Annotated in this window: 21 protein-coding genes; 11 read left to right on the top strand and 10 right to left on the bottom strand. The window is 66.9% G+C overall.

Annotated features, from left to right (window positions below):
- Positions 1–113: 113 nt before the first annotated feature.
- The gene (locus SOM18_RS16665) at positions 114–1,355 is read left to right on the top strand and encodes an N-acetylmuramoyl-L-alanine amidase family protein (RefSeq protein ID WP_031440077.1); all 1,242 of its coding nucleotides are present in this window, start codon (positions 114–116) and stop codon (positions 1,353–1,355) included.
- 137 nt (positions 1,356–1,492) lie between these two features.
- Positions 1,493–3,466 (top strand): OPT family oligopeptide transporter, encoded by a 1,974-nt coding sequence (locus SOM18_RS16660; RefSeq protein ID WP_042466782.1) that lies wholly within the window; start codon positions 1,493–1,495, stop codon positions 3,464–3,466.
- Between the two features lie 220 nt (positions 3,467–3,686).
- Here SOM18_RS16660 and SOM18_RS16655 read toward each other — a convergent pair whose 3' ends face one another.
- The 3 genes from SOM18_RS16655 to queF form a co-directional block, all read right to left on the bottom strand.
- Positions 3,687–4,970 (bottom strand): glycoside hydrolase family 130 protein, encoded by a 1,284-nt coding sequence (locus tag SOM18_RS16655; RefSeq protein ID WP_031440075.1) that lies wholly within the window; start codon positions 4,968–4,970, stop codon positions 3,687–3,689.
- A gap of 52 nt (positions 4,971–5,022) precedes the next feature.
- Positions 5,023–7,293 carry a glycosyltransferase family 4 protein gene (locus SOM18_RS16650; RefSeq protein ID WP_031440074.1) on the bottom strand — a complete coding sequence of 757 codons (2,271 nt, stop codon included), beginning with the start codon at positions 7,291–7,293 and terminating at the stop codon, positions 5,023–5,025.
- Between the two features lie 152 nt (positions 7,294–7,445).
- Positions 7,446–7,904, bottom strand: a complete 459-nt coding sequence (gene queF / locus SOM18_RS16645) for a preQ(1) synthase (protein WP_031440073.1) — start codon at positions 7,902–7,904, stop codon at positions 7,446–7,448.
- 20 nt (positions 7,905–7,924) lie between these two features.
- Between queF and SOM18_RS16640 the strand changes: the two genes are divergently transcribed.
- On the top strand, positions 7,925–9,463 hold the full coding sequence (locus SOM18_RS16640; protein ID WP_031440072.1) for a cryptochrome/photolyase family protein: 1,539 nt from the start codon (positions 7,925–7,927) through the stop codon (positions 9,461–9,463).
- Positions 9,464–9,515: 52 nt separating this feature from the next.
- Positions 9,516–10,676 (top strand): alpha-hydroxy-acid oxidizing protein, encoded by a 1,161-nt coding sequence (locus SOM18_RS16635; RefSeq protein WP_320481996.1) that lies wholly within the window; start codon positions 9,516–9,518, stop codon positions 10,674–10,676.
- Here the strand turns inward: SOM18_RS16635 and SOM18_RS16630 are convergent.
- A complete protein-coding gene (locus SOM18_RS16630) occupies positions 10,673–11,173 on the bottom strand; it encodes a DNA-deoxyinosine glycosylase (RefSeq protein ID WP_107932678.1) in 501 nt (166 codons plus the stop codon). The genes SOM18_RS16635 and SOM18_RS16630 overlap by 4 nt on opposite strands.
- A 57-nt stretch (positions 11,174–11,230) precedes the next feature.
- On the opposite strand from SOM18_RS16630, the gene SOM18_RS16625 reads away from it, so the two are divergent.
- Entirely contained in the window at positions 11,231–13,282 is a 2,052-nt protein-coding gene (locus SOM18_RS16625) for an alpha/beta hydrolase family protein (protein WP_031440330.1), read from the top strand.
- 46 nt (positions 13,283–13,328) lie between these two features.
- On the opposite strand, the gene SOM18_RS16620 is transcribed toward SOM18_RS16625, so the two are convergent.
- Entirely contained in the window at positions 13,329–14,264 is a 936-nt protein-coding gene (locus tag SOM18_RS16620) for a DUF808 domain-containing protein (protein WP_031395057.1), read from the bottom strand.
- A 149-nt stretch (positions 14,265–14,413) separates the two neighbouring features.
- Here SOM18_RS16620 and SOM18_RS16615 point away from each other — a divergent pair, with 149 nt between their 5' ends.
- From SOM18_RS16615 to SOM18_RS16605, 3 genes are all read left to right on the top strand, one after another.
- Positions 14,414–15,424, top strand: coding sequence for an adenosine deaminase (locus SOM18_RS16615; protein ID WP_031440329.1), 1,011 nt, complete (start codon positions 14,414–14,416; stop codon positions 15,422–15,424).
- Positions 15,424–16,416 (top strand): bile acid:sodium symporter family protein, encoded by a 993-nt coding sequence (locus tag SOM18_RS16610; protein WP_031440328.1) that lies wholly within the window; start codon positions 15,424–15,426, stop codon positions 16,414–16,416. The genes SOM18_RS16615 and SOM18_RS16610 overlap by 1 nt, the downstream gene beginning before the upstream one ends.
- 71 nt (positions 16,417–16,487) lie before the next feature.
- Positions 16,488–18,614, top strand: a complete 2,127-nt coding sequence (locus tag SOM18_RS16605) for a histidine kinase dimerization/phosphoacceptor domain -containing protein (RefSeq protein ID WP_031440327.1) — start codon at positions 16,488–16,490, stop codon at positions 18,612–18,614.
- A gap of 3 nt (positions 18,615–18,617) precedes the next feature.
- Here SOM18_RS16605 and SOM18_RS16600 read toward each other — a convergent pair whose 3' ends face one another.
- The 4 genes from SOM18_RS16600 to pyk all read right to left on the bottom strand — a co-directional run bounded on the left by SOM18_RS16600 (position 18,618) and on the right by pyk (position 22,948).
- Positions 18,618–19,160, bottom strand: coding sequence for a biliverdin-producing heme oxygenase (locus tag SOM18_RS16600; protein ID WP_042466966.1), 543 nt, complete (start codon positions 19,158–19,160; stop codon positions 18,618–18,620).
- Positions 19,151–19,348, bottom strand: a complete 198-nt coding sequence (locus SOM18_RS16595; protein WP_320481995.1) for a YbdD/YjiX family protein — start codon at positions 19,346–19,348, stop codon at positions 19,151–19,153. The genes SOM18_RS16600 and SOM18_RS16595 overlap by 10 nt, the downstream gene beginning before the upstream one ends.
- The gene (locus SOM18_RS16590) at positions 19,345–21,399 is read right to left on the bottom strand and encodes a carbon starvation CstA family protein (RefSeq protein ID WP_042466965.1); all 2,055 of its coding nucleotides are present in this window, start codon (positions 21,397–21,399) and stop codon (positions 19,345–19,347) included. Before SOM18_RS16590 ends, SOM18_RS16595 begins: the two co-directional genes overlap by 4 nt.
- A gap of 85 nt (positions 21,400–21,484) precedes the next feature.
- Positions 21,485–22,948, bottom strand: coding sequence for a pyruvate kinase (gene pyk / locus SOM18_RS16585; protein WP_056408891.1), 1,464 nt, complete (start codon positions 22,946–22,948; stop codon positions 21,485–21,487).
- A gap of 80 nt (positions 22,949–23,028) precedes the next feature.
- On the opposite strand from pyk, the gene SOM18_RS16580 reads away from it, so the two are divergent.
- The 3 genes from SOM18_RS16580 to SOM18_RS16570 all read left to right on the top strand — a co-directional run bounded on the left by SOM18_RS16580 (position 23,029) and on the right by SOM18_RS16570 (position 24,114).
- Positions 23,029–23,337, top strand: a complete 309-nt coding sequence (locus SOM18_RS16580) for a DUF1244 domain-containing protein (RefSeq protein ID WP_031440324.1) — start codon at positions 23,029–23,031, stop codon at positions 23,335–23,337.
- Between the two features lie 136 nt (positions 23,338–23,473).
- Positions 23,474–23,740, top strand: a complete 267-nt coding sequence (locus tag SOM18_RS16575) for a DUF2312 domain-containing protein (RefSeq protein WP_031395220.1) — start codon at positions 23,474–23,476, stop codon at positions 23,738–23,740.
- An 89-nt stretch (positions 23,741–23,829) separates the two neighbouring features.
- The gene (locus SOM18_RS16570) at positions 23,830–24,114 is read left to right on the top strand and encodes a DUF1294 domain-containing protein (RefSeq protein ID WP_031440323.1); all 285 of its coding nucleotides are present in this window, start codon (positions 23,830–23,832) and stop codon (positions 24,112–24,114) included.
- Here the strand turns inward: SOM18_RS16570 and SOM18_RS16565 are convergent, their stop codons facing one another.
- Entirely contained in the window at positions 24,115–25,578 is a 1,464-nt protein-coding gene (locus SOM18_RS16565) for an ATP-binding protein (RefSeq protein ID WP_107045068.1), read from the bottom strand.
- Between the last annotated feature and the right edge of the window lie 54 nt (positions 25,579–25,632).

Below are 25,632 nucleotides of genomic sequence, written 5' to 3'. Positions count from 1 at the left end.
TATGGGAAAACCAAGGCAAACAGGCTATTAACCCTGCTCCGCAAGATCCTCTTGCGGGGGCGTGGCGTAGGCGTCTCGTTTCGGTCGGGCTCGACCGATCCAGGGAGTGTAGAATGGCTTTTCGCTGGACCGGCAGCGCGGTCGCACGGCATGGACGCAGGATGGTTGCGATCATCGCTCTGCTGCTCGGCTGGCTGTCCGGCGTTCCGGCGCTGGCGGCGTCCGTACAGAGCATCGCGATCGGCCGGACGCAGATCGTTATCCGCTTCGATGCACCGGTCGGCAGCGGCGCGAGCCAGATCCTGACCGGCCGACGGCAGATCGCGGTCGATATCGCGAACGCGACGCCCGGCGGAACCGCGAAGCCGGGCGGCGTCGTGACCCGCATCACGCAGCGCCGGCATGGCGGGTCCGGGCTGCGGATGCTGTTCGACCTGTCCGAGCCGGTGATCGTGGCCGATGGCGGGTTCGATTCGCAGGGACGCGAGCTGACGCTGGCCTTGCGCCGCGTCGACGATGCGGCCTTTACGCAGGCCAGTATCGCCGGCCCGCTGAATTTCTTCCCGGTCACTTTCGCCGCGCGGGCGGCGCCGCGGTACAAGGTGTCGATCCCGGTGCCGCCGCGCGCGCGCGGGATCACGCTGCCGCGGGTCGAGGGCGACGACATGCGTCCGCTGGTGGTGATCGACGCCGGACATGGCGGTGTCGATCCCGGCGCGATCGGGCCTGACGGGCTGCGCGAGAAGGACGTGACCCTCAAGGTCGCCAAGGCGATCCGTGACGCGCTGCTTGCTTCGGGCCGGGTGCGCGTCGCGCTGACGCGGAGCGACGACCGGTTCCTCGTGCTGCGCGAACGGTACGGCGTCGCACGACGGTTGAAGGGGGACCTGTTCATCTCGGTCCACTGCGACAGTACCGGATCCGAAGGCGCGAGCGGCGCGACTGCCTATACGCTGTCCGAGGTGGCGTCCGACAAGGAGGCGGCGCGGCTAGCCGCGCGCGAGAACAAGGCGGATGTGATCTCCGGGGTGAATCTCGGCGAGGCGCCTGCCGACGTGTCGTCGATCCTGATCGACCTGACGCAGCGCGAGACGATGAACGCGTCCGCCACGTTCGCGCGGTTGTTGGGACGCGAGGCCAAGCCGCTGATGCCGCTCAAGCCGAATTTCCACCGCATGGCGTCGCTGATGGTGCTCAAAGCGCCCGACATGCCCTCTATCCTGTTCGAGACGGGCTATATTTCGAACCCGCAGGACGCGGCGTTTCTCGACAGCGATGAGGGGCGGCAGCGGATTGCGGAGAGCGTGACGCGCGCGGTCACGGTGCATTTCGCGCGGCGGATGGTAGCGCGCTGATCCGGCCGGTTGCGCTCACGGCAAGAGCGCGGCATCCTGACGGCTAGGACCCCGGCGGAGGCCGAGGCCCGGTTGGAGGACGTTCCGACTGGGACTCGGCCTCCGCCGGGGCACGTGTTTCTGGTTAGGACAATCTGATGACCGACGCGACGCGGGGCGTATCCAAGACCGGGCCCGAGACGAGCATGCGCGAGCTTACCTTTCGCGGGGTCGTGCTCGGCGCGATCATCACGCTGCTGTTCACCGCGGCCAATGTGTATCTCGGACTGAAGATCGGGCTGACCTTCGCGACGTCGATCCCCGCCGCGGTGATCTCGATGGCCGTGCTGCGGCTGTTCAAGGATTCGACGATCCTCGAGAACAACATCGTCCAGACGATCGCGTCCGCCGCGGGCACGCTCGCGGCGATCATCTTCGTGTTGCCCGGCCTCGTCATGATCGGCTGGTGGCAGGGGTTCCCGTTCTTCACCACCGCGGCGATCACGATGTTCGGCGGCGTGCTCGGCGTGCTGTTCTCGGTCCCGCTGCGCCGTGCACTCGTCGTCGACACGGTGCTGCCCTATCCGGAGGGCCGCGCGGCCGCCGAAGTGCTGAAAGTCGGCGCGGGCAGCCGTGAGGGCGGCGAGGAGAGCGCACGCGGGCTCGGCATCATCGTCGTCAACGCGCTGGTGTCGGCCGGGTTCGCGATCCTGACGCAGACCAAGCTGGTCGCTGCCGAGGCCGCGACGTGGTTCCGCGTTGGCGCAGGCGCGACCGGGATTTCGGGTGGACTGTCGTTCGCGCTGCTGGGCGCGGGGCATCTGGTCGGAATCTCGGTCGGGATGGCAATGTTTACGGGCGTGGTGATCGGCTGGTGGATCCTGCTGCCAATCCTGACCTCGGCGGGAAGCGTAACCGGCACCGCGGAGGTGATCGCGACGACCGTGTTCCGGTCGGACGTGCGGTTCTTCGGTGCGGGCGTGATCGGCGTCGCGGCGATCTGGACCTTGCTCAAGATCGCAGGACCCGTGGTCGGCGGCGTGCGATCGGCGCTGGCGGCGTCGGCAGCCAAGCGCGGCGGCGAAGTGCTGGCACTCGAGGAGCGCGACATCCCGATCGGGATCGTCGGGATTGCATCGCTGGCGATGCTCGTCCCGATCGGGATCCTGCTGTGGACGGTCCTCCAGGGCGGGCCGCTCGAGGCGTCGGCGGTCGGGCTGATCGCGGGGAGTCTCGCGTTCATTCTGGTCATCGGCCTCGTGATCGCGGCGGTGTGCGGCTATATGGCGGGGCTGATCGGCGCGTCGAATTCTCCTGTGTCGGGCATCGGCATCCTCGCGATCCTCTCCGCATCGATCCTGCTGGTGTCGTGGTTCGGCCGCGCGGTCGAGCCGGGGACGACGCAGGCGCTGGTCGCCTACGGCCTGATCGTGACGGGCGTGGTGTTCGGCATCGCGACGATCTCGAACGACAATCTCCAGGATCTGAAGACCGGGCAGTTGGTCGGCGCGACGCCGTGGAAGCAGCAGGTCGCGCTGCTGATCGGCGTGGTGTTCGGGTCGATCGTCGTGCCGCCGGTGCTCAACCTGCTCGGCAGCACGCTTGGCTTTGCCGGCGCGCCGGGGGCCGGGCCCAATGCGCTGGCGGCGCCGCAGGCGGCGCTGATCTCGGCGCTCGCCAAGGGCGTGCTGGGGGGCAATCTCAACTGGGCGATGATCGGCTATGGCGCGATGACCGGTGTTGCGGTGATCGCGCTCGACGAACTGCTGGGCAAGGCGGGCAAGCTGCGGTTGCCGCCGCTGGGCGTCGGGCTGGGCGTGTATCTGCCGATGGCGGTGACGTTGCCGGTCACGATCGGCGCGGTGGTCGGCTATGCCTATGACCGCTGGGCCGACCGCGCGCGCGATCCCGAGCTCGCCAGGCGGATGGGCGTGCTGACCGCGACGGGGATGATCGTCGGCGAGTCGCTGTGGGGCGTGGGGTTTGCCGGGATCGTCTATCTCACCAACCAGGAGACGCCGCTGGCGCTGGTCGGGGAGGGGTTCGTACCCTTTGCGCTGGTCGGAGGGACCCTGCTGTTCGCGCTGCTGACCTGGGTGATGTACCGGCGGACGATGGCGGCATCGCGGTAGCGAGTGTTTCCCCGCGAAGGCGGGGACCCAGGCTGGGCTCCCGCCTTCGCGGGAGGCCGGGGAGGGGAACGGCCTACCTGGTTAAGCGCACTTCCCCGGCGAAGGCCGGGGCCCAGTTGGGAAGGTCGACGTTACGAAGCGCGGTCCGCCATTATCTCCGTCGCCCAACTGGGCCCCGGCCTTCGCCGGGGTGGAGTCCTAAGGAGGGAGCGACCGTCCTTCACTTCATCGCGGCGAGCATGTCCGTGATCTTGACGAAGGCGAAGCCGATCGAGCTGTCCGCGATGCCGTAAGGCAGGAACAGCGCATCGCCGTGGCGCAGCGCGCCGCAGCTGTAGACGACGTTGGGGACATAGCCCTCGCGATCCTGATCCTTGGCGGCGAGGATCGGCTGCTGCGTGCGGCCGATCACCTTTGACGGGTCGTCCTTGTCGAGCAGCACTGCACCGATCGAATATTTGCGCATCGCGCCGACGCCGTGCGTGAGCAGCAACCAGCCCTCGTCGAGCTCGATCGGCGGGCCGCAATTGCCGATCTGGACGAGTTCCCACGGATAGAGCGGGGTCAGGATCTTCTCGCCGTCGTCCCAGTCGGTCAGCGTGTCCGACTTCAGCAGGAACAGGTTCTCGCCGTCCTGCCGGCCGATCATCATATACTGGCCGTTCACCTTGCGCGGGAACAGCGCCATGCCCTTGTTGCGCGCGGCGGGGCCAGTCATCGGGACGAGATCGAACGCGCGGAAATCGCGCGTTCGCATCAGTTCGGACTGGATGACCGAACCGTTATAGGCGGTGTAGGTGCCGATCCATTCATAGTCGCCATTGTCGTGCTGGAAGCGGACGATGCGTAAATCCTCCAGCCCCTTCGACTGCGCCTGCGTGATCGGGAAGATCACGGTGCCGCTGAGCGTGCTGTCGCGGTGGCGATAGACGGTGACGGGGCCCTGCGGCATCTCGTCCTCGCCGCTGCCGACCGCGTCGGTCGCGGTCGCGAAAGGCGGCTCGGGCGCGAGCTTCATCAGATTCTGGTCGGTGATGATGCCTTCGCGGAACGCGACCGACGAGATGTGACCTTCGCCCACCGCGCGCATCGACATCAGGATGCGCAGGCTGCCCGGGGGCATGCCCGACTGGTCGAAATGCGGCACCGCGCTGGGGTTCATCAGCGCGGCAGCGGCATAACTGTATTCATGACAGAAATAGGCGCCGATCAGCTGGCGCTTCTCGTCGCCGATATCCGCGCCGTTAAGCCCGAGCATGTCCTCGATCTGGTCGTAGCGCGTCATGAAGACGCGCCGCGTCTGCCAGTGCCGCGCCTCGAAATCCTTCAGCACCACCTCGAGCTGGATCCGCGCCTCAGCGCTCGTCATCTCGAGGACTTCGCCGACCAGTCGCTCGGTACGACTGGGTGCACCGGCATTGCCGGCCCAGGCGATATGAAAGGGCCGGACGACGACCCGTGACGGGTCGGCGTGCAACCGCAGCTGGTGGGTAAACAGGTCCATCGTGCTTATGCCTCGCGTGCCGTTCCACCTTGGGACGCCGACGCTAGCGAGGCTATGCGACGACGCGCGAGGCTCCTGCCACGCTTTGGGCTGCGTTTGATACCCCCGAAATCGCACAATTGGCCAATTGCAGCGCCAAAATCGACTCTGCACCCTGGTTGCGGTTCAATCCCGTCGGCATCAATCCATCGAAACAGCCACCATCGGCGATGCTCGCGAGCGGCAGATTGAGGTCATTCCCGCCCAGGAACCAGCGATAGGCACGCTCGGCCTCGTCACGCCAGCGCAGGTCGCCGGTGGCCTCGAACGCCGCCATGCAGGCATCGACGGTGGCCTGTGCCTCCAGCGGCTGCTGGTCGAACTGCAGCGGATCTTCATAGGAGCGTCCGAAGCTTTCGGTGCCAACCGCACGGAAGCGACCCTCGGGCGATGTCTGCTTGGCGACGATCCATTCGAGTGTCGCCAGACCGCAATCGATCAGGTCCTGGCGACCGAGCGCCTGGCCCGCACGGATGAGCGCCTGTGGCAGGCGCGCATTGTCATAGGCGAGGACGATCTCGAACCACTGCCATTCGGGACGTCGCGTCTTCTCGAGCAGTGCCAGATGGACATCCGGGAACTTTGCCAGGATCGACAGCGAGAGCTGATGCCCGGGGCTGGCCTCGAGCATCGCCGCCGCGCCGAGCATCGCAAAGGCCTGAGCGCGCAGGCTGCCGAGCTCGAGTGCACAGGATGCGGTCGAGTCATACATCGCCGTCGCCCAGTCGCGATGCTTGGCCAGCTGCGCATCGCGTGCGGTGATGCCGAGCGCCCAGACGGTGCGACCGTTCGAATCCTCGGACCCGACATCCTCGCACCAAGTTCGGTCGAAGCTCATGAAGTTGCGGAAGCGACGCTCGTCGGGGTTCCAGGCATATTGCACGAACGACGCATAGATCGTCGTCCACTTGTCGCGCTGGACCTCGTCCATGTCCGGCATCGCGCTCATCAGCATGAGCGCACGGCAATTGTCGTCGATGCAATAGCCATGCCGGCGATCGGGGATCGAGTAGATCGAATGCTGGAGCATGCCCGTCGAATCACTCATCCGTTCGACGGCCGCGAAGTCAGGCGCAAGCGGCTTCAACGGGGGCGAAGGTTTTGCCAGACGAAAAGGGCGTGCCGCGACCACCGCGCGGATCTCTGCCATCGATGTTTCGGCAAGCTGTGGCCAGATCATCGTACGACCGCGCGCATAGGCGCGTTCGGCCAGGCGATGACGGTCGCGATCGCTCGACAGCAGCATGTCGATTTCGCGCGCGAAGGCGGCGACATCGCCGAACGGGACGAGGACGCCATGCCCATCGGCGAGGATCTCCGTCGCATGGACGTACGGGGTCGAGATGACGGGCTTGCCGACGCCGATGGCGTAGCTGAGCGTGCCCGAAGTGATCTGCGCCGGATTGGTGTAGGGCGTCACATAGATATCGGCCGCCTGCAGATAGCTCAGCAGCTCGTCATGTTCGACGAACGCGTCGATGAAGGCGACATTGCCCGCCACGCCACGGGCTTCGGTCAGCGCCTTGAGACGATCACGATAGGCCTCGCCCTGATGCGCGACGAGATTGGGGTGCGTCGCGCCGAGCACGACGTAGAGCAGATTGGGATGGCGTTCGATGACCGCGGGCAGCGCCTCGATCACTGTTTCGATGCCCTTGTTCGGCGCAAGCAGTCCGAAGGTCAGCACGACGTTGCGGCCTTCCCAGCCGAATTGCGCCTTCAGCGTGTCGGGTTCGACGAGGTCACGATCGGGCACGCCGTGCGGGATCATCACGATCTGCCGCGGGCTGGCGCCATAGACGCGCTGGAGGATATCGCGGCCACGCTCCGCCATCACGATGACGCGCGCGGCACGGCGCAACAGGCCCTCCATGACGCGGCGTTCGTCGGGATTGGGGCGTTCGAGGATTGTGTGCAACGCAACGACGACCGGCAGCGTCGTACGGTCGAGCAGCGCGAGCAGATAGTCCCCGGCCGGGCCACCATAGATGCCGTATTCGTGCTGCACCCAGATTGCCTGGGCGCCGCTCGCATCGATCTTGCGCGCGGCATCCAGATAAGCGGTCAGGTCGGTTTCGGGGATCGTTCCAACGACTTCCGGCGGATACTCGTACAGACCAGGATGATCATCCATCGCATAGACGTCGACCGCGACCTCGGGAAAGCGCGCCCGCATCGCCGTGAACACGTCCGTCGTATAGGTCGCGATACCGCACCGCCTCGGCAAAAAATTGCCAATGAGTGCCAGCCGCGTGATCTTGGTCCCGTCCGCCGGTAACGCCATACCCTGTCCTTTGTCTGAGCGCGCATAACAGGCTAACCCGGCATCGCGTTCACCCCCAACGGCTGACAAGGTATGAAAGTTGCATTAATATTGCACTGCAACACACGCTTTGATGTTAAACTTTATTAACATCACTGCATGCGACGACGGCGTCAGCCACGCCCGCGATACGGGGCGACGCCCTGATCGGGCAGCCAGAGATCGGCAGGGGGCGCCGAAGACTGCCAGAAGACATCGATCGGGATCCCGCCGCGAGGATACCAATAGCCGCCGATCCGCAGCCAGACCGGCTTCATTTCGTCGAACAGCCGCTCGCCGATGCCGACCGTGCAGTCCTCATGGAAGCCGGCATGGTTGCGAAAGCTGCCGAGGAACAGCTTGAGCGACTTGGATTCGACGATGGTCTCGCCGGGAACATAGTCGATGACGAGATGCGCGAAATCGGGCTGGCCGGTGACCGGACAGAGCGAGGTGAATTCGGGGGCGGCAAACCGCACCAGATAGGTCCGGCCGACGCGCGGGTTGGGCACGTAATCGAGCACGGCCTCTTCGGGCGAGGCGGGGAGGGCGCTGTTCTGGCCCAGATATAACGGGTTTGTAGGAGCGGTCATGGTCCGCCATGTAGGATGCGATGCGCTCCAAGAAAACCACGCTCGTGCCGATCCTCGGCGACCAGCTCTCGCTGCAGATCGCCTCGCTCAACGGGGCCGACCCGGCGGCGACGATCGTGCTGATGATGGAGGTCGCCGACGAGACGACCTATGTCCGCCACCATCGCCGCAAGATCGCCTATATCCTGTCGGCGATGCGGCATCACGCCGAGGCACTGCGCGAGGCGGGCTGGACCGTCGACTACGTCACGCTCGACGATCCGGAGTCGACCGGCAGCTTCACCGGCGAGGTCGCGCGCGCGATCGGGCGGCATCATCCGGCGCGAATCATCGTCACCGAGGCGGGCGAGTGGCGCGTTGCGGGGATGCTCGACGCGTGGGAAACGCTGTTCGGCCTGCCGGTCGAAATCCGCGCCGACGACCGTTTCCTCGCCAGCCATGCCGAGTTCGAGGCTTGGGCGGAGGGGCGCAAGCAGTTGCGGATGGAGTATTTCTACCGCGAGATGCGCCGCCGCACCGGGTTGCTGATGGACGGCGACAAGCCCGAGGGGGGCGAGTGGAATTACGATGCGGATAATCGCAAGCCCGCCAAGGCCGACCTGCTGATGCCGCGCCCGCTCTCCTTTGCCCCCGATGCGATCACGACCGAGGTGCTCGCGATGGTCGCGGCGCGGTTCGGCGAGCATCCCGGCAGCCTCGATGCCTTCGACTTCGCGACGACGCGCGAGGACGCGCTGAAGCAGCAGCGGCATTTCCTGAAGCACGCGCTGCCGCGGTTCGGGGATTATCAGGATGCGATGCTGACCGACCAGCCGTTCCTGTGGCACGCGGTGCTGTCGCCCTATATCAATTCGGGGCTGCTCGATCCGGTCGACCTGTGTCGCGCGGTCGAGGCGGAATATGCCGCCGGGCGCGTGCCGCTCAACTGCGCCGAAGGGTTCATCCGCCAGATCATCGGCTGGCGCGAATATATGCGCGGCATCTATTGGCGCGAGGGGCCGGATTATGTCGAGCGCAACTTCCTGGATGCTAGGCGCGACCTGCCCGGCTTTTACTGGACCGGCGAGACCGACATGCACTGCCTCTCGCAAGCGATTGGGCAGACGCTCGACCATGCCTATGCGCACCATATCCAGCGGCTGATGGTGACGGGCAATTTCGCGCTGCTGATCGGCGCGGACCCGAAGCAGGTCCATGAATGGTATCTGGAGGTCTATGCCGATGCGTATGAATGGGTCGAGCTGCCCAATACGCTGGGGATGAGCCAGTTCGCCGATGGTGGCCTGCTCGGGTCGAAGCCCTATGCGGCGTCGGGCGCGTATATCAACCGGATGTCGGATTATTGCGGGCATTGCCGCTATGACGTGAAGCAGCGCGTCGGCCCCGACGCCTGCCCGTTCAACGCGCTCTACTGGGATTTCCTGGTGCGCAACGCGGACAAGCTCGATCGCAACCCGCGACTGGCGATGCCGTATCGCAACTGGGCGAAGATGAAGCCGGCGGACCGGGACGCGACGCTGGCGCAGGCAAAGGAATTTCTGGCGCGGCTCGACGGCTGAGCGCTACATTCGCCGCCAGGACGGGTGTAACGCCGTCGATAGGAGCAGGCGGATGCCGCATTTCGGCGATTACCAGAACGCGATCTACAACGCCGGTCTGAGCGGCGTGATCCCGAAGCTGCCGGTCGATTACGCGACGCTCGAACAGCGCGCGAGCGCGGCGATGCCGCCATCGGTGCTGGGCTATGTCCAGGGTGGCTGCGGCGACGAATTCACGCAAAACAACAATGCCGACGCGTTCCGGCACTGGGGCATGACGCCGCGGATGATGGTCGATTGCAGCAGGCGCGACCTGTCGATCGACCTGTTCGGGATGCGGCTGCCGAGCCCGATCTTCATGGCGCCGGTCGGGGTGATCGGGATCTGCACGCAGGACGGTCACGGCGATCTCGCCGCCGCGCGCGCCTCGGCCGAAACGGGGGTGCCGCTGATGGCCTCGACGCTGTCGAACGATCCGCTCGAAAGCGTGGCGGGTGCGCTGGGCGATACCCCTGGGTTTTTCCAGCTCTATACACCCAAGGACAAGGCGCTGGCCGAGAGCCTGGTGCGTAGGGCCGAGGCGGCGGGGTATAAGGGGATCGTCGTTACGCTCGACACCTGGGTGACGGGCTGGCGGCCGCGCGACCTGAACGTCGCGAACTTCCCGCAGCTGCGCGGCGCGGTGCTGATGAACTATTTTTCGGACCCGGTCTTTCGCGCGATGCTCGCCAGGCCGCCCGAGGAGGATGGCGCGGCGGCGGTGCGGCAATGGGCAGGCGTGTTCGGCAAGGTGCTGACCTGGGACGACATGGCGTGGCTGCGCTCGCTGACGACATTGCCGCTGATCCTGAAGGGGATCTGCCATCCCGACGATGCGCGCCGCGCGATCGATGCGGGAGCGGATGCGATCTATTGTTCGAACCATGGCGGGCGGCAGGCCAATGGCGGGATCGCGGCGATCGACATGCTGCCGGACGTGGTCGCGGCGGCGGGCGACGTGCCCGTGCTGTTCGATTCAGGGATCCGGTCGGGGAGCGACGTGGTGAAGGCGATCGCGCTCGGCGCGCGTGCGGTCGGGGTCGGGCGGCCCTATGCGTATGGCCTCGCGCTCGATGGGGCGGCGGGGGCGGCGCATGTGATGCGGTGCCTGCTGGCGGAGGCGGATCTGCTGATGGCGGTGAATGGCTGGCCGACGATTGCCGATGTGCGTGCGGCCGGCGCGGTGCGGATCTAGCGCGGCCCGGCGAGGAAGGGGGCGAGCGCGTCCCAGGCGGGCTGCTTGGCGGCGCGGCCGATCGTGTGGAGCGGGCTGCTCGACGGCAGCGCGACGATCTGCGGGCCGAGCGTTCCGAGCCCCTGTCTTAGGCCGAGCTTCAACGCGGTGGCGCCGTTGAACGCGATCGCGCGGAGGTCGGGCAGGCGCGCGACCAGCTCGGCGACCGCATTGTCCTGCGCATCGAGGATCGCGGCGTCGGTGCTGCCGACGCGGTGCGCCGATCCGATCACGTCCCACAGCGCCACGCCCGCATCGCGCAACGCGACCAGCCGCTCGTCATAGGCCAGCGCGACCAGATCGCGCGCCACGACCCCCGACATCAGCGCCCAGAATTGGTTCTGCGGATGCGCATAATAGCGAGCTTCGGCGAGCGAACGGTCGCCGGGCAGGCTGCCGAGCACGAGCAGCCGCGCATCGTCGGCGGCCACGGGCGGGAAGGAGGATTTACGCGTCATCGTGCGCGACGACGTGGCGATTGCGCGCGATCGTGCAAGCATTCTATGCAGACGCGCATGAAGATCCTGCTGTCCGCAAGCCTCGCCGTGCTCGCTCTTGCAAGCGCCCCCGCCACCGCCCGCCAGCTGACCATCGACGATGTCGTCAAGCTGTCGCGCGTGTCCTCGCCCGCCGTGTCGAAGGACGGCCGCTGGCTGGTGTGGGAGCAGCGCGAGACCGATCTCGCCGCTGATCGCGGGCGGTTCGACCTTTGGCGGCTCGACCTGACACGCAAGGGTGCGAAACCCGAGCCGCTGATCGCCGAAGCCGATGTGAACGAGACCGGCGCGCAATTCTCCGCCGATGGCGCAACCGTCTATTACCAGTCGGACAAGGGCGGCAGCGACGCGGTCTGGTCGATCGGGATCGCCGGCGGCACGCCGCGCAAGCTGACAAGCTTCGAGGGCGGTTTCGGCGGGTTCAAGGTCGCACCGACCGGCGACAAGCTCGTGGTGTGGGCCGATCGCAAGCCCGGCGCGCCGAGTCTTGCGCCGGCAATGGTCAAGAAGGACCCGAATGCCGGGGCGGGGCGGACCTATAATCAGCTGTTCGTGCGGCACTGGGACACATGGTCGAATGGCGACCGATCGCAGCTGTTCGTGCTGCCGCTGACGGCCGCTGGCGCGCAGGGAGACGGCGTCGCGGTGACTGGCGGTCTGATCGGCGATGCTCCGTCAAAGCCGTTCGGCGGCGGCGAGGAAGTGTCGTGGAGCGCGGACGGCAAGACGCTGTATTTCGCACTGCGTGAGGCGGGGCGGATCGAAGCGACCTCGACCAATCTCGACATCTTCTCGGTCCCCGCGGACGGCTCCGCGGCACCGGTCAACCTGACCGCTGCGAATACCGGCATGGACAATCTGCCGACGGTGTCGCCCGATGGCCGCACGCTCGCCTGGTTCGCGATGGCGCGCGCGGGATTCGAGGCGGATCGCCAGGTGCTGATGACGCGCGATCTGGCCAGCGGTCAGGTGCGCGCGGTGACGCAAGGGTGGGATCGTTCGGTTGCGTCGATCGCGTGGAGCCCCGACAGCAAGCGCCTCTACGTCACCGCCGACGACACGCAGGAGACGCCGGTGTTCGCGGTCGACCCTGCCACGGGCGCGGTGACGCGACTGACGCAGGAGGGCCATGTCGGCGCGGTCGTGCCGACGCCCAGGGGCGTGGTAGTCGCGATCAGCAGCCTGACCGCGCCCGACGACTTCTATGCGCTCGCGGTGAAGGGCAAGCGGATGCCGAAGCCCGAGCGGTTGACGTCGGTCAACGCGACCAAGCTCGCGGGCATCGACATGCCGACCGTCACGCGGTTCAACTTCAAGGGCGCGAACGACGACACCGTCTGGGGTTATGCGGTGAAGCCGTATGGCACCACGGGCAAGGTCCCGGTCGCCTATATGGTGCACGGTGGCCCGCAGGGGTCGAGCAACAACAGCTGGTCCTATCGCTGGAACCCGGCGGTGTTCGCGGGTGCGGGCTACGGGCTGGTCGCGGTCGATTTCCACGGGTCGACGGGGTACGGCCAGGCCTTCACCGACGCAATCAGCAACAATTGGGGCGGCTGGCCGCTCGAGGATCTGCAAAAGGGGCTGGCGGCGGCGACCGCCAAGTTCGGCTGGCTCGACGGCGACCGCGCCTGTGCGCTCGGCGCGTCCTATGGCGGCTATATGATGAACTGGATCGAGGGGAAGTGGCCCGACCGGTTCAAGTGCATCGTCCAGCATGACGGCGTCTTCGATGCGCGCGCGATGGCGTACGAGACCGAGGAGCTGTGGTTCGACGAGTGGGAGCATGGCGGCAAGACCTATTACGAGGATCCCGCCGCGTTTGAGAAATGGAACCCGGTCAACTACGTCGCCAACTGGAAGACGCCGATGCTGGTGATCACCGGCGAAAAGGATTTCCGCATTCCCTACACGCAGGGGCTCGCGAGCTTCACCGCGTTGCAGCGGCGCGGGATTCCGTCACGGTTGCTGGTCAACCCGAACGAAAATCACTGGGTGCTGAAGCCGAAGAACAGCCTGCAATGGTATGGCGAGGTGATCGGCTGGATGGACAAGTGGACGGTGCAATAGGGACGCGCTGATGACGAAGTTGAGGGGCGCGAGGGCCGCTAGCCGCTCAGTGCGCCTTGGGCTTCTTCACCGCGTGGAGGCCGAGTGCGATCGCGCCACCGAGGATCAGGCCGACCACGCCCGACAATGCGGCGTTGACCACCCAGTTCACCACGCCCTTGGCCACCGGCACCGCGGCGGCGGCGCCCGCGGCGGCATCGTGAATGAAATGCGGGATCGTCGTCAGTCCGAAATCCTCGATTCCGTGGACGATGATCTGCCCGCCGACCCAGACCATCGCCGCGGTGCCGACCACCGACAACACCGACATGACGACCGGCATGCCCTTGACCAGGCCGCGTCCGAACGCCTGGACCGCGGGGCTTTTCCGCTCGGTCAGGTGCAGGCCGATATCGTCCATCTTCACGATCAGCGCGACGACACCGTAGACGAGGATCGTGATCGCGACGCCGACCAGCGCAAGCACGATCGCCTGTTCCCAGATCGGTTCGGCGGCGACGTCCGACAGCGCGATGACCATGATCTCCGCCGACAGGATGAAGTCGGTGCGGATCGCGCCCGACACCTTCTGGTCCTCGAGCGTCTTCGGATCGATCGGCGCGGTGGCTTCGGCTTCGGCATGGCCGCCGCCGAGCGCTTCGAGGATCTTTTCCGCACCCTCGAAGCAGAGATAGGTCCCGCCGATCATCAGCAACGGGGTCAGCGCCCAAGGTGCGAACGCGCTGAGCGCGAGCGCTGCGGGGAGGATGAAGAGCAGCTTGTTGCGGAACGAGCCGAGCGCGATTTTGCCGATCATCGGCAATTCGCGCTTCGGCGAGAACCCGACCATGTAGCGCGGCGTGACCGCGGCATCGTCGACCACCACGCCGATCGCCTTGCTGCCCGCCTTGCCGGTCGCAGCACCGATATCGTCGAGGCTGGCCGCGGCCAGCTTGGTGATCCCGGCAATGTCGTCGAGCAGTGCGACCAGTCCTGTGGGCATCGATGGGTCCTTCGCGTGATCGGTAAGAGGCGGCAATAGCCGGTCCGCGGTAACGTGACAGCGATGTCATGCAACGGGTTTCGACCTTGCGCAAAGTGCCTGACGCGCGGAATGGTTGCGCGGTGACGCACATCACGACGGGATCGAGCATGACAGACGACTTCATCACCAACCTGCCCAAGGCCGAACTGCATCTGCATATCGAGGGCAGCCTCGAGCCCGAGCTGATGTTCGCGCTCGCCGAACGCAACAAGGTCGCGATCCCGTTCAAGAGCGTCGAGGACGTGCGCGCGGCCTACAGCTTCACCAACCTTCAGACCTTTCTCGATATCTATTATGCGGGCGCGGCCGTGCTGAAGACCGAGGAGGATTTCCACGATCTGGCGCTCGCCTATTTCGACCGGGTCGCCCAGGACGGCGTGGTCCATGCCGAGATCTTCTTCGATCCGCAGACGCACACGCATCGCGGAATCCCGTTCGACGTCGTCGCCAACGGCCTGTTCGCAGGCATCGATGCGGCGCGGGCGAAGCACGGGATGAGCATCGGGCTGATCATGAGCTATCTGCGGCATCTCGACGAGGAGGATGCATTCAGGACGTTCGAACAGGCACAGCCCTGGCTCGACCAGATGATCGGCGTCGGGCTCGATTCGTCCGAGATGGGGCATCCGCCATCGAAGTTCGCGCGCGTGTTCGAAGCATCGGCGGAAGCCGGGCTGCTGCTGTGCGCGCATGCCGGCGAGGAAGGCCCGCCCGCCTATATCCACGAAGCGCTCGACATCCTGCGCGTCGACCGGATCGATCACGGCAATCGTGCGCTCGAGGATCCGGTGCTGGTCGCGCGGCTTGCCCGCGAGGCGATGACGCTGACCGTGTGCCCGCTGTCGAACGTCGCGCTGCGCAACGTCGACCGGATCGAGGACCATCCGATCGACAGGATGCTCGATCTCGGCCTGCGCGCGACGATCCATTCGGACGACCCGGCCTATTTCGGCGGCTATATTGGCGAGAACTACCGCCAGACCGCGCGCGCGCGCAATTTGTCGCGCGGGCAGATCGTGACGCTGGCGCGCAACAGCTTCCTCGGCAGCTTCCTCGATGACGAGGCGATCGCCGGGCATCTGGCGACCCTCGAGGCCTATGTGACCCCGCATCCGTGATCCGGCGCTTTCTATCGATCTTCGAGCCGTTCATCCTGATGCTGCTCGGCACCGTCGTGCTGGCGAGCCTGTTGCCGGCGCGGGGACAGGCGGCGACGATCGTCGGCTATGTCGCCGACGTCGCAATCTTCCTGCTATTCTTCCTGCACGGCGCGAAATTGTCGCGCGCGGCGATCTGGGACGGGTTGCGCAACTGGCCGCTCCACCTCGCCGTACTGGGGGTGACGTTCGTCGCCTTTCCCGCGTTCGGGCTTGGGCTGACCGCGTTGCCCTTCGTCGACGAGCGGATGGCGACGGGCGTGCTGTTCCTGACCCTGCTGCCCTCGACGGTCCAGTCGTCGATCGCCTTTACCGCGATCGCGCGCGGCAATGTCGCGGCGGCGGTGTGCAGCGCGTCCTTTTCCAACCTGCTCGGCATACTGATCACACCAGCGCTGGTCGCGCTGCTGATGCGGAACGCAGGCAATGCCGGCGGGATGTCGATCGAAAGCGTCGAGACGATCATCGTCCAGCTGCTCGTGCCGTTCGTGGCGGGGCATGTGCTGCGGCCCTGGATCGGTGCATGGGTGACGCGGCGCAAGGCGATGCTGACGATCGTCGATCGCGGGTCAATCCTGCTTGTCGTCTATGGCGCGTTCGGCGCGGCGGTGGTCGAGGGGCTGTGGAGCCGGGTGTCGCTCGGCGACCTGCTCCTGATCGGGCTGCTCTCCTGTGCCCTGCTGGCCATCGTGCTGGCGCTGACGCTGACCATCGCGCGGCTGATGCGGCTGCCGCGCGAGGATGCGATCGTGTTGCTGTTCTGTGGGTCGAAGAAGAGCCTGGCGTCGGGGGTGCCGATGGCCGGCGTGCTGTTCCCCGCGGCGCAGGTCGGCGTGATCCTGTTGCCGCTGATGCTGTTCCACCAGATCCAGCTGATCGCCTGTGCGGTTATTGCGCGCCGCTATGCAGACCGGGCTGATGCGCGCGTGGAGGCGATGGCACCGGTGGCGTAACTGCCTTGGCTTATTTGCTTTTCCACGCGCGAAACGACATGGTCGCGGCTTGACGGAAAGGCCCAGCATCTGTGACTGATACCGCGTTGGACCTTACGGCCTGCGATCGGGAGCCCATACACATTCCCGGCGCGATCCAGCCGCACGGGCTGTTGCTCGTCGCCGATGCGGCGAGCCTGCGCGTCGTTGCGGGCGCGGGCGATATCGAGACGCGGCTGACCCCCGACTGGCTGGGCGCAGACCTCGCGACGCTGATCGGCCAGGACGTTGCCGCGCTGCTGGCGGAGCGATCGGGGCGCGGCAGCATGATCGGCGCTGCCGTCGGCACGCTGGTCGCGGGTACCAGCGAGCAGTTCCACATGGTCCTGCATGCGAGCGAGGAACACGTCCTCGTCGAGCTCGAGCCCGCCACGACGGCGCCGTCGAGCGCCGCGACTGTGCTCGGCTGGCTGGATTCGATGGCGACCGCGTTCGAGCGGTCGGGCAATCTCCAGGCGCTGTGCGAGCAGGCGGCGGTCGCGTTCCGGACTCTGACCGGGTTCGATCGCGTCATGGTCTATCGCTTTCTCGACGATGAATCAGGGCGCGTGATGGCGGAAGATCGCGATCCCGCGTTGCACAGCTTCCTCAACCATCATTTTCCTGCGACCGACATCCCGAAACAGGCGCGCGCGCTGTATGTCCGTAACCGGACGCGCGCGATCCCGCATGCGGTCTATACACCCGCGATCCTGCGCCCCGCCGGGTTCGAGAGGCTCGACCTGAGCGACGTCGCGCTGCGCAGTGTGTCGCCGATCCATCTGCGCTACATGACCAACATGGGCGTCGCGGCGTCCGCGTCGATCTCGATCGTCAAGGACGGGCTGTTGTGGGGGATGATCGCCTGCCACAGCATGACGCCGCGGACGCTGGCGCCCGATATCCGCGCGACCGCGAGCACGCTGGCGAGCAGCCTCGCCCGACAGATCCGCGCGAAGGAGGAGGCCGAGGGATACCGCGAACGCCTGCGGCTGCGGTCGGTGGAAGACGTCGTCGTGCTCAAGATGGCCACCGAGGGCAGCGCACAGCGGACCGCGGCGGCGGTCGGCGACGACCTGCGCCGGATGCTGGCGAGCGACGGCTTCGCGCTCGTCCAGCACGGCGCGGTGCAGCGCGACGGCCAGTGTCCGGACGACAGAGACGTACTGGACCTGGTCGAGTGGATCCGCAGCCGCGGGACAGGCGACATCGTTGCGACGCATGCGCTGTCGACGCTCTACCCGCCTGCGGAACGCTATCGGTCGAAGGCGAGCGGGCTGCTTGCGATGCCGCTGATCGACGAGGGCGCGGTGCTGTTGTGGTTCCGCGCCGAGCGGATCACCGAGATCGAATGGGCAGGCAATCCGCATAAGGCGACGTCGGGCGATCCCGCTGAACAGCTGACGCCGCGCACGTCGTTCGCGTCATGGACCGAAGAGGTGCGCGGCGAATCGCGGCGCTGGTCGCTCGAGGAGATCGAGGCCGGCTATCGCCTGCGTCGGATGTTCCACGACAGCTATGCGAGCAACCGGATGCGCGCGCTCAACCGCGAATTGCAGCGGACGCTGGCCGAAAAGGACGTGCTGATCGAGCAGAAGGACGTCCTGATGAAGGAGGTCAATCACCGTGTGCAGAACAGCCTGCAGATGGTCTCCGCGTTTCTCGCACTGCAGGCCAAGGCGGCGGGCGACGCCAACGTCACCGCGCATCTTGCCGAGGCGCAGGCACGGCTGTCTGCGGTCGCGCTGGTGCATCGGCGCCTGTACCGCGACGACCAGGTCCAGTCGGTCGACCTCGCGCGCTATCTTGAGGAACTGGCGGGCGACATGAAGGGGACGCTGGGGCAGGAATGGGGCGCGCAGATGCGGCTCGACCTGGCACCGGTGCTGATGCCGACCGACCGTGCGGTCAATGTCGGGCTGATCCTGACCGAGCTCGTCATCAATGCCAGCAAATATGCTTATGGCGGACAGCCCGGGCCGATCCTGATCGCGCTCGAGCAATATCGCAACCAGATCCGGCTGATCGTCGCGGACAAGGGAGTCGGTCAGACCGGCACGCGCGTCGGGTTCGGCAGCCGGATGATGAACGCGGTGGTCGGACGTCTGTCGGGATCGATCGCGCAGCATGACAACATGCCCGGGCTACGCGTGATCATGACCGCCCCGATCGAGGACTGAGGCTCAGCGCGCGGCGGCGGCGCGGCGGTACAGGTCGAAGGTCGCGCGCGCGCCGGTGATCGCCTCGTCGATCCACGTGTCTGTTCCAGCGAGTGTAGCGGCGCGGTCGAGTGCACCGAGCAGCTCGCGCCATTCGCCCGACAGATGCCGCGCGCCAAGATAGGCGGTCGGCAGCCCGTCGGGCACGGTACGCGCGAGCATGATGCCGCCAAGCCGTGATCCCTCCACGACATAGAGCGCGCCCCAGGCGGCGGCGTCGCCCGCGGGCAGTGCGAAGGGCAGCGGTGACGGCATTGCCTCGTCCAGCGCCGCGAGGTCGGCGGCGAGGAGGGGCGTGCGGGCGCGGAAGTGGGGCAGGCCCGGGACGGCGGCGAGCGCGTCCTCGGCTGCAGGAAGCGCGAGCGCGTGCGCATGGAGGAACGCGCGGTAGCTGTCGGGCGCGGCGAGGTCGAAGTTGCCATAAGCGGTGTCGACGCGGTCGTGATCGCCGCCGGTCGCGCCGCGCAGCGCGGCGACGATCGAGCGCGGCGGGTCGTTCAGCAGCATCGGCCACCGCCCTTGCCGCCGTAGCGCGCCTGCTCGCGGTCACGGAAGAACGCCGCGTGATCCATCGCCGCATGGCCGGGGTGATGCTCGGCCATGTGGCGCAGATAGGCGGCGTAGGAGGGCTGGCCGACCATCATCAGCGCGGTCTCCCGCGCGCGTGCCAGCAGGTGGCGGATGCGCGGCGTCATTCGGCCGGGACCAGCATGGGCGGAACCTCGGTCACCGTCGGGCGATCGACCTTCAGCGCCGCGCGGCAGCTGCGGATGCCGAAGGCGAGGATCGACACGACGACGCCGAGGAACAGCGCGATCAGCGCCGCGTCGATCCGGTCGTTGAAGATGATCCGCTGCATCTCCGCCATCGTCTTGGCGGGCGCGAGGATCTCGCCGCGCGCCGCCGCGTCCGCGAACTTGGACGCATGCGCGAGGAAGCCGACCTTCGGATCGCTCGAGAACAGCTTCAGCAGCCCCGCGGTGATCGTGCACAGGCACAGCCATGCGGCGGGCAGGATCGTCACCCAGGCATAACGCTGGCGCTTCATCCGGAACAGCACGACCGTCGCCAGGATCAGCGCGACCGCGGCGAGCATCTGGTTCGAGATGCCGAACAGCGGCCACAAGGTGTTCACCCCGCCGAGTGGATCGGTGACGCCCTGATAGAGGAAGAAGCCCCAGGCGGTCACGCACAGCGCGGTCGCGACGATGCCCGGGCCGATCGCCGAGGCATTGCGGAACGACGGCACCACGAGCCCGATCAGGTCCTGCAGCATGAAGCGCCCGGCGCGCGTGCCGGCATCGACCGCGGTCAGGATGAACAGCGCCTCGAACAGGATCGCGAAATGATACCAGAACGCCTTCATCGCCTGACCACCGATCAGGTTACTGAAGATCTCTGCCATCGCGACCGCGAGCGTCGGGGCGCCGCCGGTGCGGCTGATGATGGTGGTCTCGCCGACGTCACGCGCGGCCTGCGCCAGCGCCTCTGGGGTGATCGCAAAGCCCATATTGGTGACCGCGGCCGCCGCCGACGCTGCGTCCGTACCGAGCACCGCGGCGGGGCTGTTCATCGCGAAATAGATGCCGGGATCGAGGATCGTCGCACCGACCAGCGCCATAATCGCGACGAAGCTTTCCATCAGCATCGCGCCATAGCCGATAAAGGGTGCGTCGCCCTCGCTGGCGATCAGCTTGGGGGTGGTGCCGCTGGCGATCAGCGCGTGGAAGCCCGACACTGCACCACAGGCGATCGTGATGAACAGGAACGGGAACAGCCCGCCCGACCAGACCGGACCGCTGCCGTCGATGAACTTGGTGAGCGCGGGCATGCGTAGCGGCGGTGCAACGACCGCGATCCCGATCGCCAGCGCGACGATCGCGCCGATCTTGAGAAAGGTCGACAGATAGTCACGCGGCGCGAGCAGCAGCCAGACCGGCAGAACCGACGCGACCGCGCCATAGCCGACCATCAGGATGCACAGCTGAACCGGGGTCAGCGTGAAGACCGGGCCCCAGAAGGCGGACTCGGCGACCTGGCCGCCATAGACGATCGCGAGCAGCAGCCCGATGACGCCGAGGATCGAGACCTCGCCGATGCGGCCCGGGCGGATCCAGCGCGTGTAGATCCCCATCGCGAAGGCGAGCGGGATCGTCGCCGCGACGGTGAACAGCCCCCACGGGCTGCCCGCGAGCGCGCGGACGACGATCAGCGCGAGCACCGCGAGGATGATGACCATGATCGCAAAGGCGCCGATCAGCGCGATCGTGCCTGCCACCGCACCCATTTCCATGCGGATCAGCTCGCCGAGCGAGCGGCCGTCGCGGCGCATCGAGATGAACAGGATCATGAAGTCCTGCACCGCGCCCGCCAGCACGACGCCGGCGAGGATCCAGAGCGTGCCGGGGAGATAGCCCATCTGCGCCGCGAGCACCGGCCCGACCAGCGGTCCGGCGCCGGCGATCGCCGCGAAATGGTGGCCGAACAGGACGTTGCGGTCGGTCGCGACATAATCGAGCCCGTCCGCGCGGCGGATCGCCGGGGTCGGGCGCGTCGCATCGAGCTGCATGACGTTGCGCGCGATATAGCGGGCGTAGAAGCGATAGGCGATCAGGTTGACCGAGACCGACGCGGCGACAATCCACAGCGCGTTGACATGCTCGCCGCGCTGGAACGCGACCACCGCTAGAGCGCACGCCCCGAGCAGGCTCATCGCACCCCAGCCGATCTTTTCGCGTAACGTCATGCGGTTGCTCCCCCGTCCGGTCCTTGTACCAGCCATCGCGGATTTGGCCGAGGAGCGCTAGGGGGGAGCGCTAGGGGGAGCCGCCTCAGACCTGTGAGTGGTGGCCCTTCAGCTCGTCGCCGACGATCCGGACGACATGCAGCACGTTGGTCGAGCCCGGCGTCCGGAACGGCACGCCCGCGAGCACGATCACGCGGTCGCCCGCCTTCGCCATGCCGTGGCGCAGCGCCATGCGCTTCGACTTGGCGACCATATCCTCGAACGACTCGACGTCGCGGGTGTGAACTGCATGCGTGCCCCACAACAGGCCGAGGCGGCGCGCGGTGTCCTGGCTCGGCGTCAGCACCAGCAGCGGCACCGAAGGCCGCTCGCGCGCGATCCGCCGTGCGGTCGAGCCCGAGGTGGTGAAGCAGATGATCGCGACCGCGGATACCGTCGCGGCGATGTTCTTCGCCGCCTCGGCCAGCGCGTCGGCGGTCGTCGGATCGGGCTTCATCACGGTGAAGTGCATGCGGTCGCCATGCTCGGGGTCGGCCTCGACCGACACGCCGATCGCGTCCATCATCGCGACCGATTCGACCGGCCATGCGCCCGCGGCGCTTTCCGCCGAGAGCATGATCGCATCGGCGCCGTCATAGACTGCGGTCGCGACGTCGGAGACCTCGGCGCGCGTCGGCGAGGGCGAGGTGATCATCGATTCGAGCATCTGAGTCGCGACCACCACCGGGCGGCCCATGCGGCGCGACACCTCGACGATGCGCTTCTGCAGCGGCGGCACCGCCTGCGGGGGCATTTCGACACCGAGATCGCCGCGCGCGACCATCACGCCGTCGCACGCCTCGACGATCTCCTCGAGCCGCTCGATCGCGGCGGGCTTCTCGATCTTGGCGAGCAGCGCGGCCTTGCCGCCGATCAGCTTGCGCGCCTCCCACAGATCCTCGGGGCGCTGGACGAACGACAGCGCGATCCAGTCGACGCCCTGGTCGACCGCGAAGTCGAGATCGCTGCGATCCTTCTCGGTCAGCGCGGCCATCGGCAGGACGACGTCGGGAACGTTCAGCCCCTTGTTGTTCGACAGTGCGCCGCCGACCTCGACCCTGGTCGTGATTTCGCGCGGGCTGTGCGAGACGACGCGCAGCACCAGCTTGCCGTCGTCGAGCAGCAGGCGCGCGCCCGGCTCGATCGCGGCGAAGATCTCGTCATGCGGCAGCTCGACGCGGGTCGCATCGCCCGGCGTCGTGTCGCGGTCGAGCACGAAGGTCGAGCCGGTTTCGAGCACGGTGCGGCCGCCGTCGAACTTGCCGACGCGCAGCTTGGGCCCCTGGAGATCGGCGAGGATCGTCGAGGGACGACGATATTGCTTCTCCAGCGCGCGAATCGCCTGGATCACCGCGATCTTCGACTGCTGGTCGCCGTGACTCATGTTGATGCGGAACGCGTCGGCGCCGGTGCGGAACAGCGTCGCGATCATCTCGGGCGTGCTGCTGGCAGGGCCTAGCGTCGCGAGGATGCGGACTTTGCGCGAGCGGGGTGCGATGGCCATGGTCATGCGTTGCGTTTCCTGGGGGAGGTCTTTGCCGCCACGGGCCTTAAACCCTATCTCGGTGGGATCAACTACGGAGCATACGAATGAACCACGATAGCGACACGCTGGACACACTCGACGATGCCGTAGCGGCGCAGGCCTTTCGCCGGCTGATCCGCCACCTGCGCCACCGCGACGATGCGCAGAATATCGACCTGATGGGTCTGGCGGGATTTTGCCGCAACTGCCTGTCCGACTGGGTCGAGGAGGCTGGTGGTCTCGACAAGGATGCAGCGCGCGAGGCGGTGTACGGCATGCCCTATTCGCAGTGGAAAGCGCAGCATCAGGGCGACGCCACGCCCGAGCAGCTCGAGCGGATGAAGGCCAGCGTCGCCAAGAATGCGGTCGTCTGACCCGGGGTCGCTTGAGCCGCGAACGGTTACCGCCTAGACGCGGCGCCGCACTTGCAGCGGCGCGATTCATCGGCGGTCCTTGGGACCCCGGTCGCCGCATGCGGGTCTGTGTTTCGAGCGAATGGGGACGAGTATCATGACGGACGAACGCCAACACGGCATGGGCGGCGGCGCGGTCGCAGCGGACGAACTGCGCCTGCTGATCGAGCGCGCCGAGCGTCTCGAAGAAGAGAAGAAGGGTATTGCGGACGACATCAAGGATGTGATGGCCGAGGCCAAGGGGCGTGGCTACGACCCCAAGGCGATCCGCAAGATCCTGTCGATCCGCAAGAAGAAGAAGGAAGAATATCAGGAGGAGGAGGCGATCCTCGAGGTGTACCTCCAGGCTCTGGGGATGATCTGACGATCGGTCTCTGCGCGGTGTCTCCCTCGCGATGCGTCATCGACGCCGGGGTGGACGCCGCGTCAACGTCGACGCGGTACCGGTGAGCCATGCTCGTATCGATCGCGGCGGCGTCATTTCTGTTTCTGGTGATCAACGCGGTCACGGTCGCTGCGTTCGCGTTGGATAAGCGCCGATCGCTGGGTGGCGCATGGCGCATCCCCGAATCCCGTTTGCTCTGGTTCGCAGCGCTCGGTGGCAGCCCCGGCGCCTTCTGGGCGCGCCGTCGATTTCGCCACAAGACCCGCAAGCAGCCGTTCGTCGGCCGGCTGCAGATGATCGCGATCGTGCAGATCGGCGTGGTCGCCGGACTGGTCTTCGCTTTCGCGTTCTAGTTAAGCCGCCTCTGCCGGCAGCGTCGTCCAGCCGAGTCCCGGAATCGTGATCGAGCGCTTGCCCGCCAGGTCTGTGCGGCAGACGATCAGGTTGCGGCTTTCGATATAGCCGATCAGGCGCTTCACGCGGCCGAGCGAGCTGGTGCCGTAGGTTGCGGCGATGCGCGCGTCGGAGGGGCAGGGTTCGCCCTCACGCGCGGCGCGGGCGACCAGCAGGAACGCGCCGAGCATGTCGTCGGGCAGCCCGCTCGCGACGTCGAGCGCGGCGGTCCACGCCTCGTCGGTCATGTCGAAGATCCCGGCGCGTGCGCAGCTCAGCCGGCGGACGAAGCCCGGCAGATCGAGCGGGGGCTTGGCGAGGCCGCCCATCCGGCATCGCACCTGGAAATCCTGGAACAGCACCGAGGGCGGGCGCAGCGTCGATTCGGGATCCTCGACGATCGCGCGGAACACGTCGGCATAGACCGCCTCGACCTCGTCGTCGGTCTTCTCGGGCGGCGGGGGCGCGGCGGTGCGCGGCTCGGGCGGGCGGGCGATACCGTCGAGCAGTTCTTCCGCCGGCACGCGCCGCGGCCGCGAATCGAAGAGCAGGCCGAGTTCGGGCGCGTCGACCACGGGCTCGGAGAGCAGGTCCTGCAGGTCCATCGGCGCGGCGCTGGGGAGCGGGGTCAGCTTGGGGCTGCCGCTGCGCGCCGAGGTGGCGACGTCGCCGATCTTCACGGTGATGGGGCGGCGCGAGACCGCGGGGCCGAGCGCCATGAAGGTGCCGCGCTGGAGGTCGCGGATCGCCTCCGCCTGACGCCGCTCCATGCCGAGTAGATCGGCGGCGCGTGCCATGTCGATGTCGAGGAAGGTGCGGCCCATGAGGAAGTTCGACGCTTCCGCTGCGACGTTCTTCGCGAGCTTCGCCAGACGCTGGGTCGCGATCACGCCGGCGAGACCACGCTTGCGGCCGCGACACATCAGGTTGGTCATCGCCGCGAGCGAGGCACGGCGTACCTCTTCGGACACTTCGCCGCCGGTGACGGGCGCGAACATCTGCGCTTCGTCGACGACCACGAGCACCGGATACCAATGCTCGCGCGGCGCATCGAACAGCGCGGAGAGGAACGATGCGGCACAGCGCATCTGCCCTTCGACCTCGAGCCCCTCGAGGCTGAGCACCGCGGACGTCCGGTGTTCGCGCAGGCGGGTGGCGATGCGCGCGATCTCGCGTTCGCTATAATCGCCCGCCTCGATCACGACATGGCCGTGCGGGCCCGCGAGCGTCACGAAATCGCCCTCCGGATCGATCACGATCTGCTGGACATGCCCCGCCGACCGTTCGAGCAAGCGGCGCAGCAGATGCGATTTTCCCGATCCCGAATTGCCCTGCACCAGCAGGCGCGTGGCGAGAAGTTCCTCCAGGTCGACGCCGACGGCCGTACCATTGCCGTCGGTGCCCATATTCACGCTAACCGTCATGCCGCGCGTTTGGCAGGTGCGGGCGCATCGGGGCAAGGAGTCTTTCGCGGGTCT

The sequence above is a fragment of the Sphingomonas sp. CFBP9019 genome, assembly GCF_034045155.1.
Lineage (GTDB): Bacteria > Pseudomonadota > Alphaproteobacteria > Sphingomonadales > Sphingomonadaceae > Sphingomonas > Sphingomonas aerolata.
This window is presented reverse-complemented; position numbering and strand designations above follow the sequence as displayed.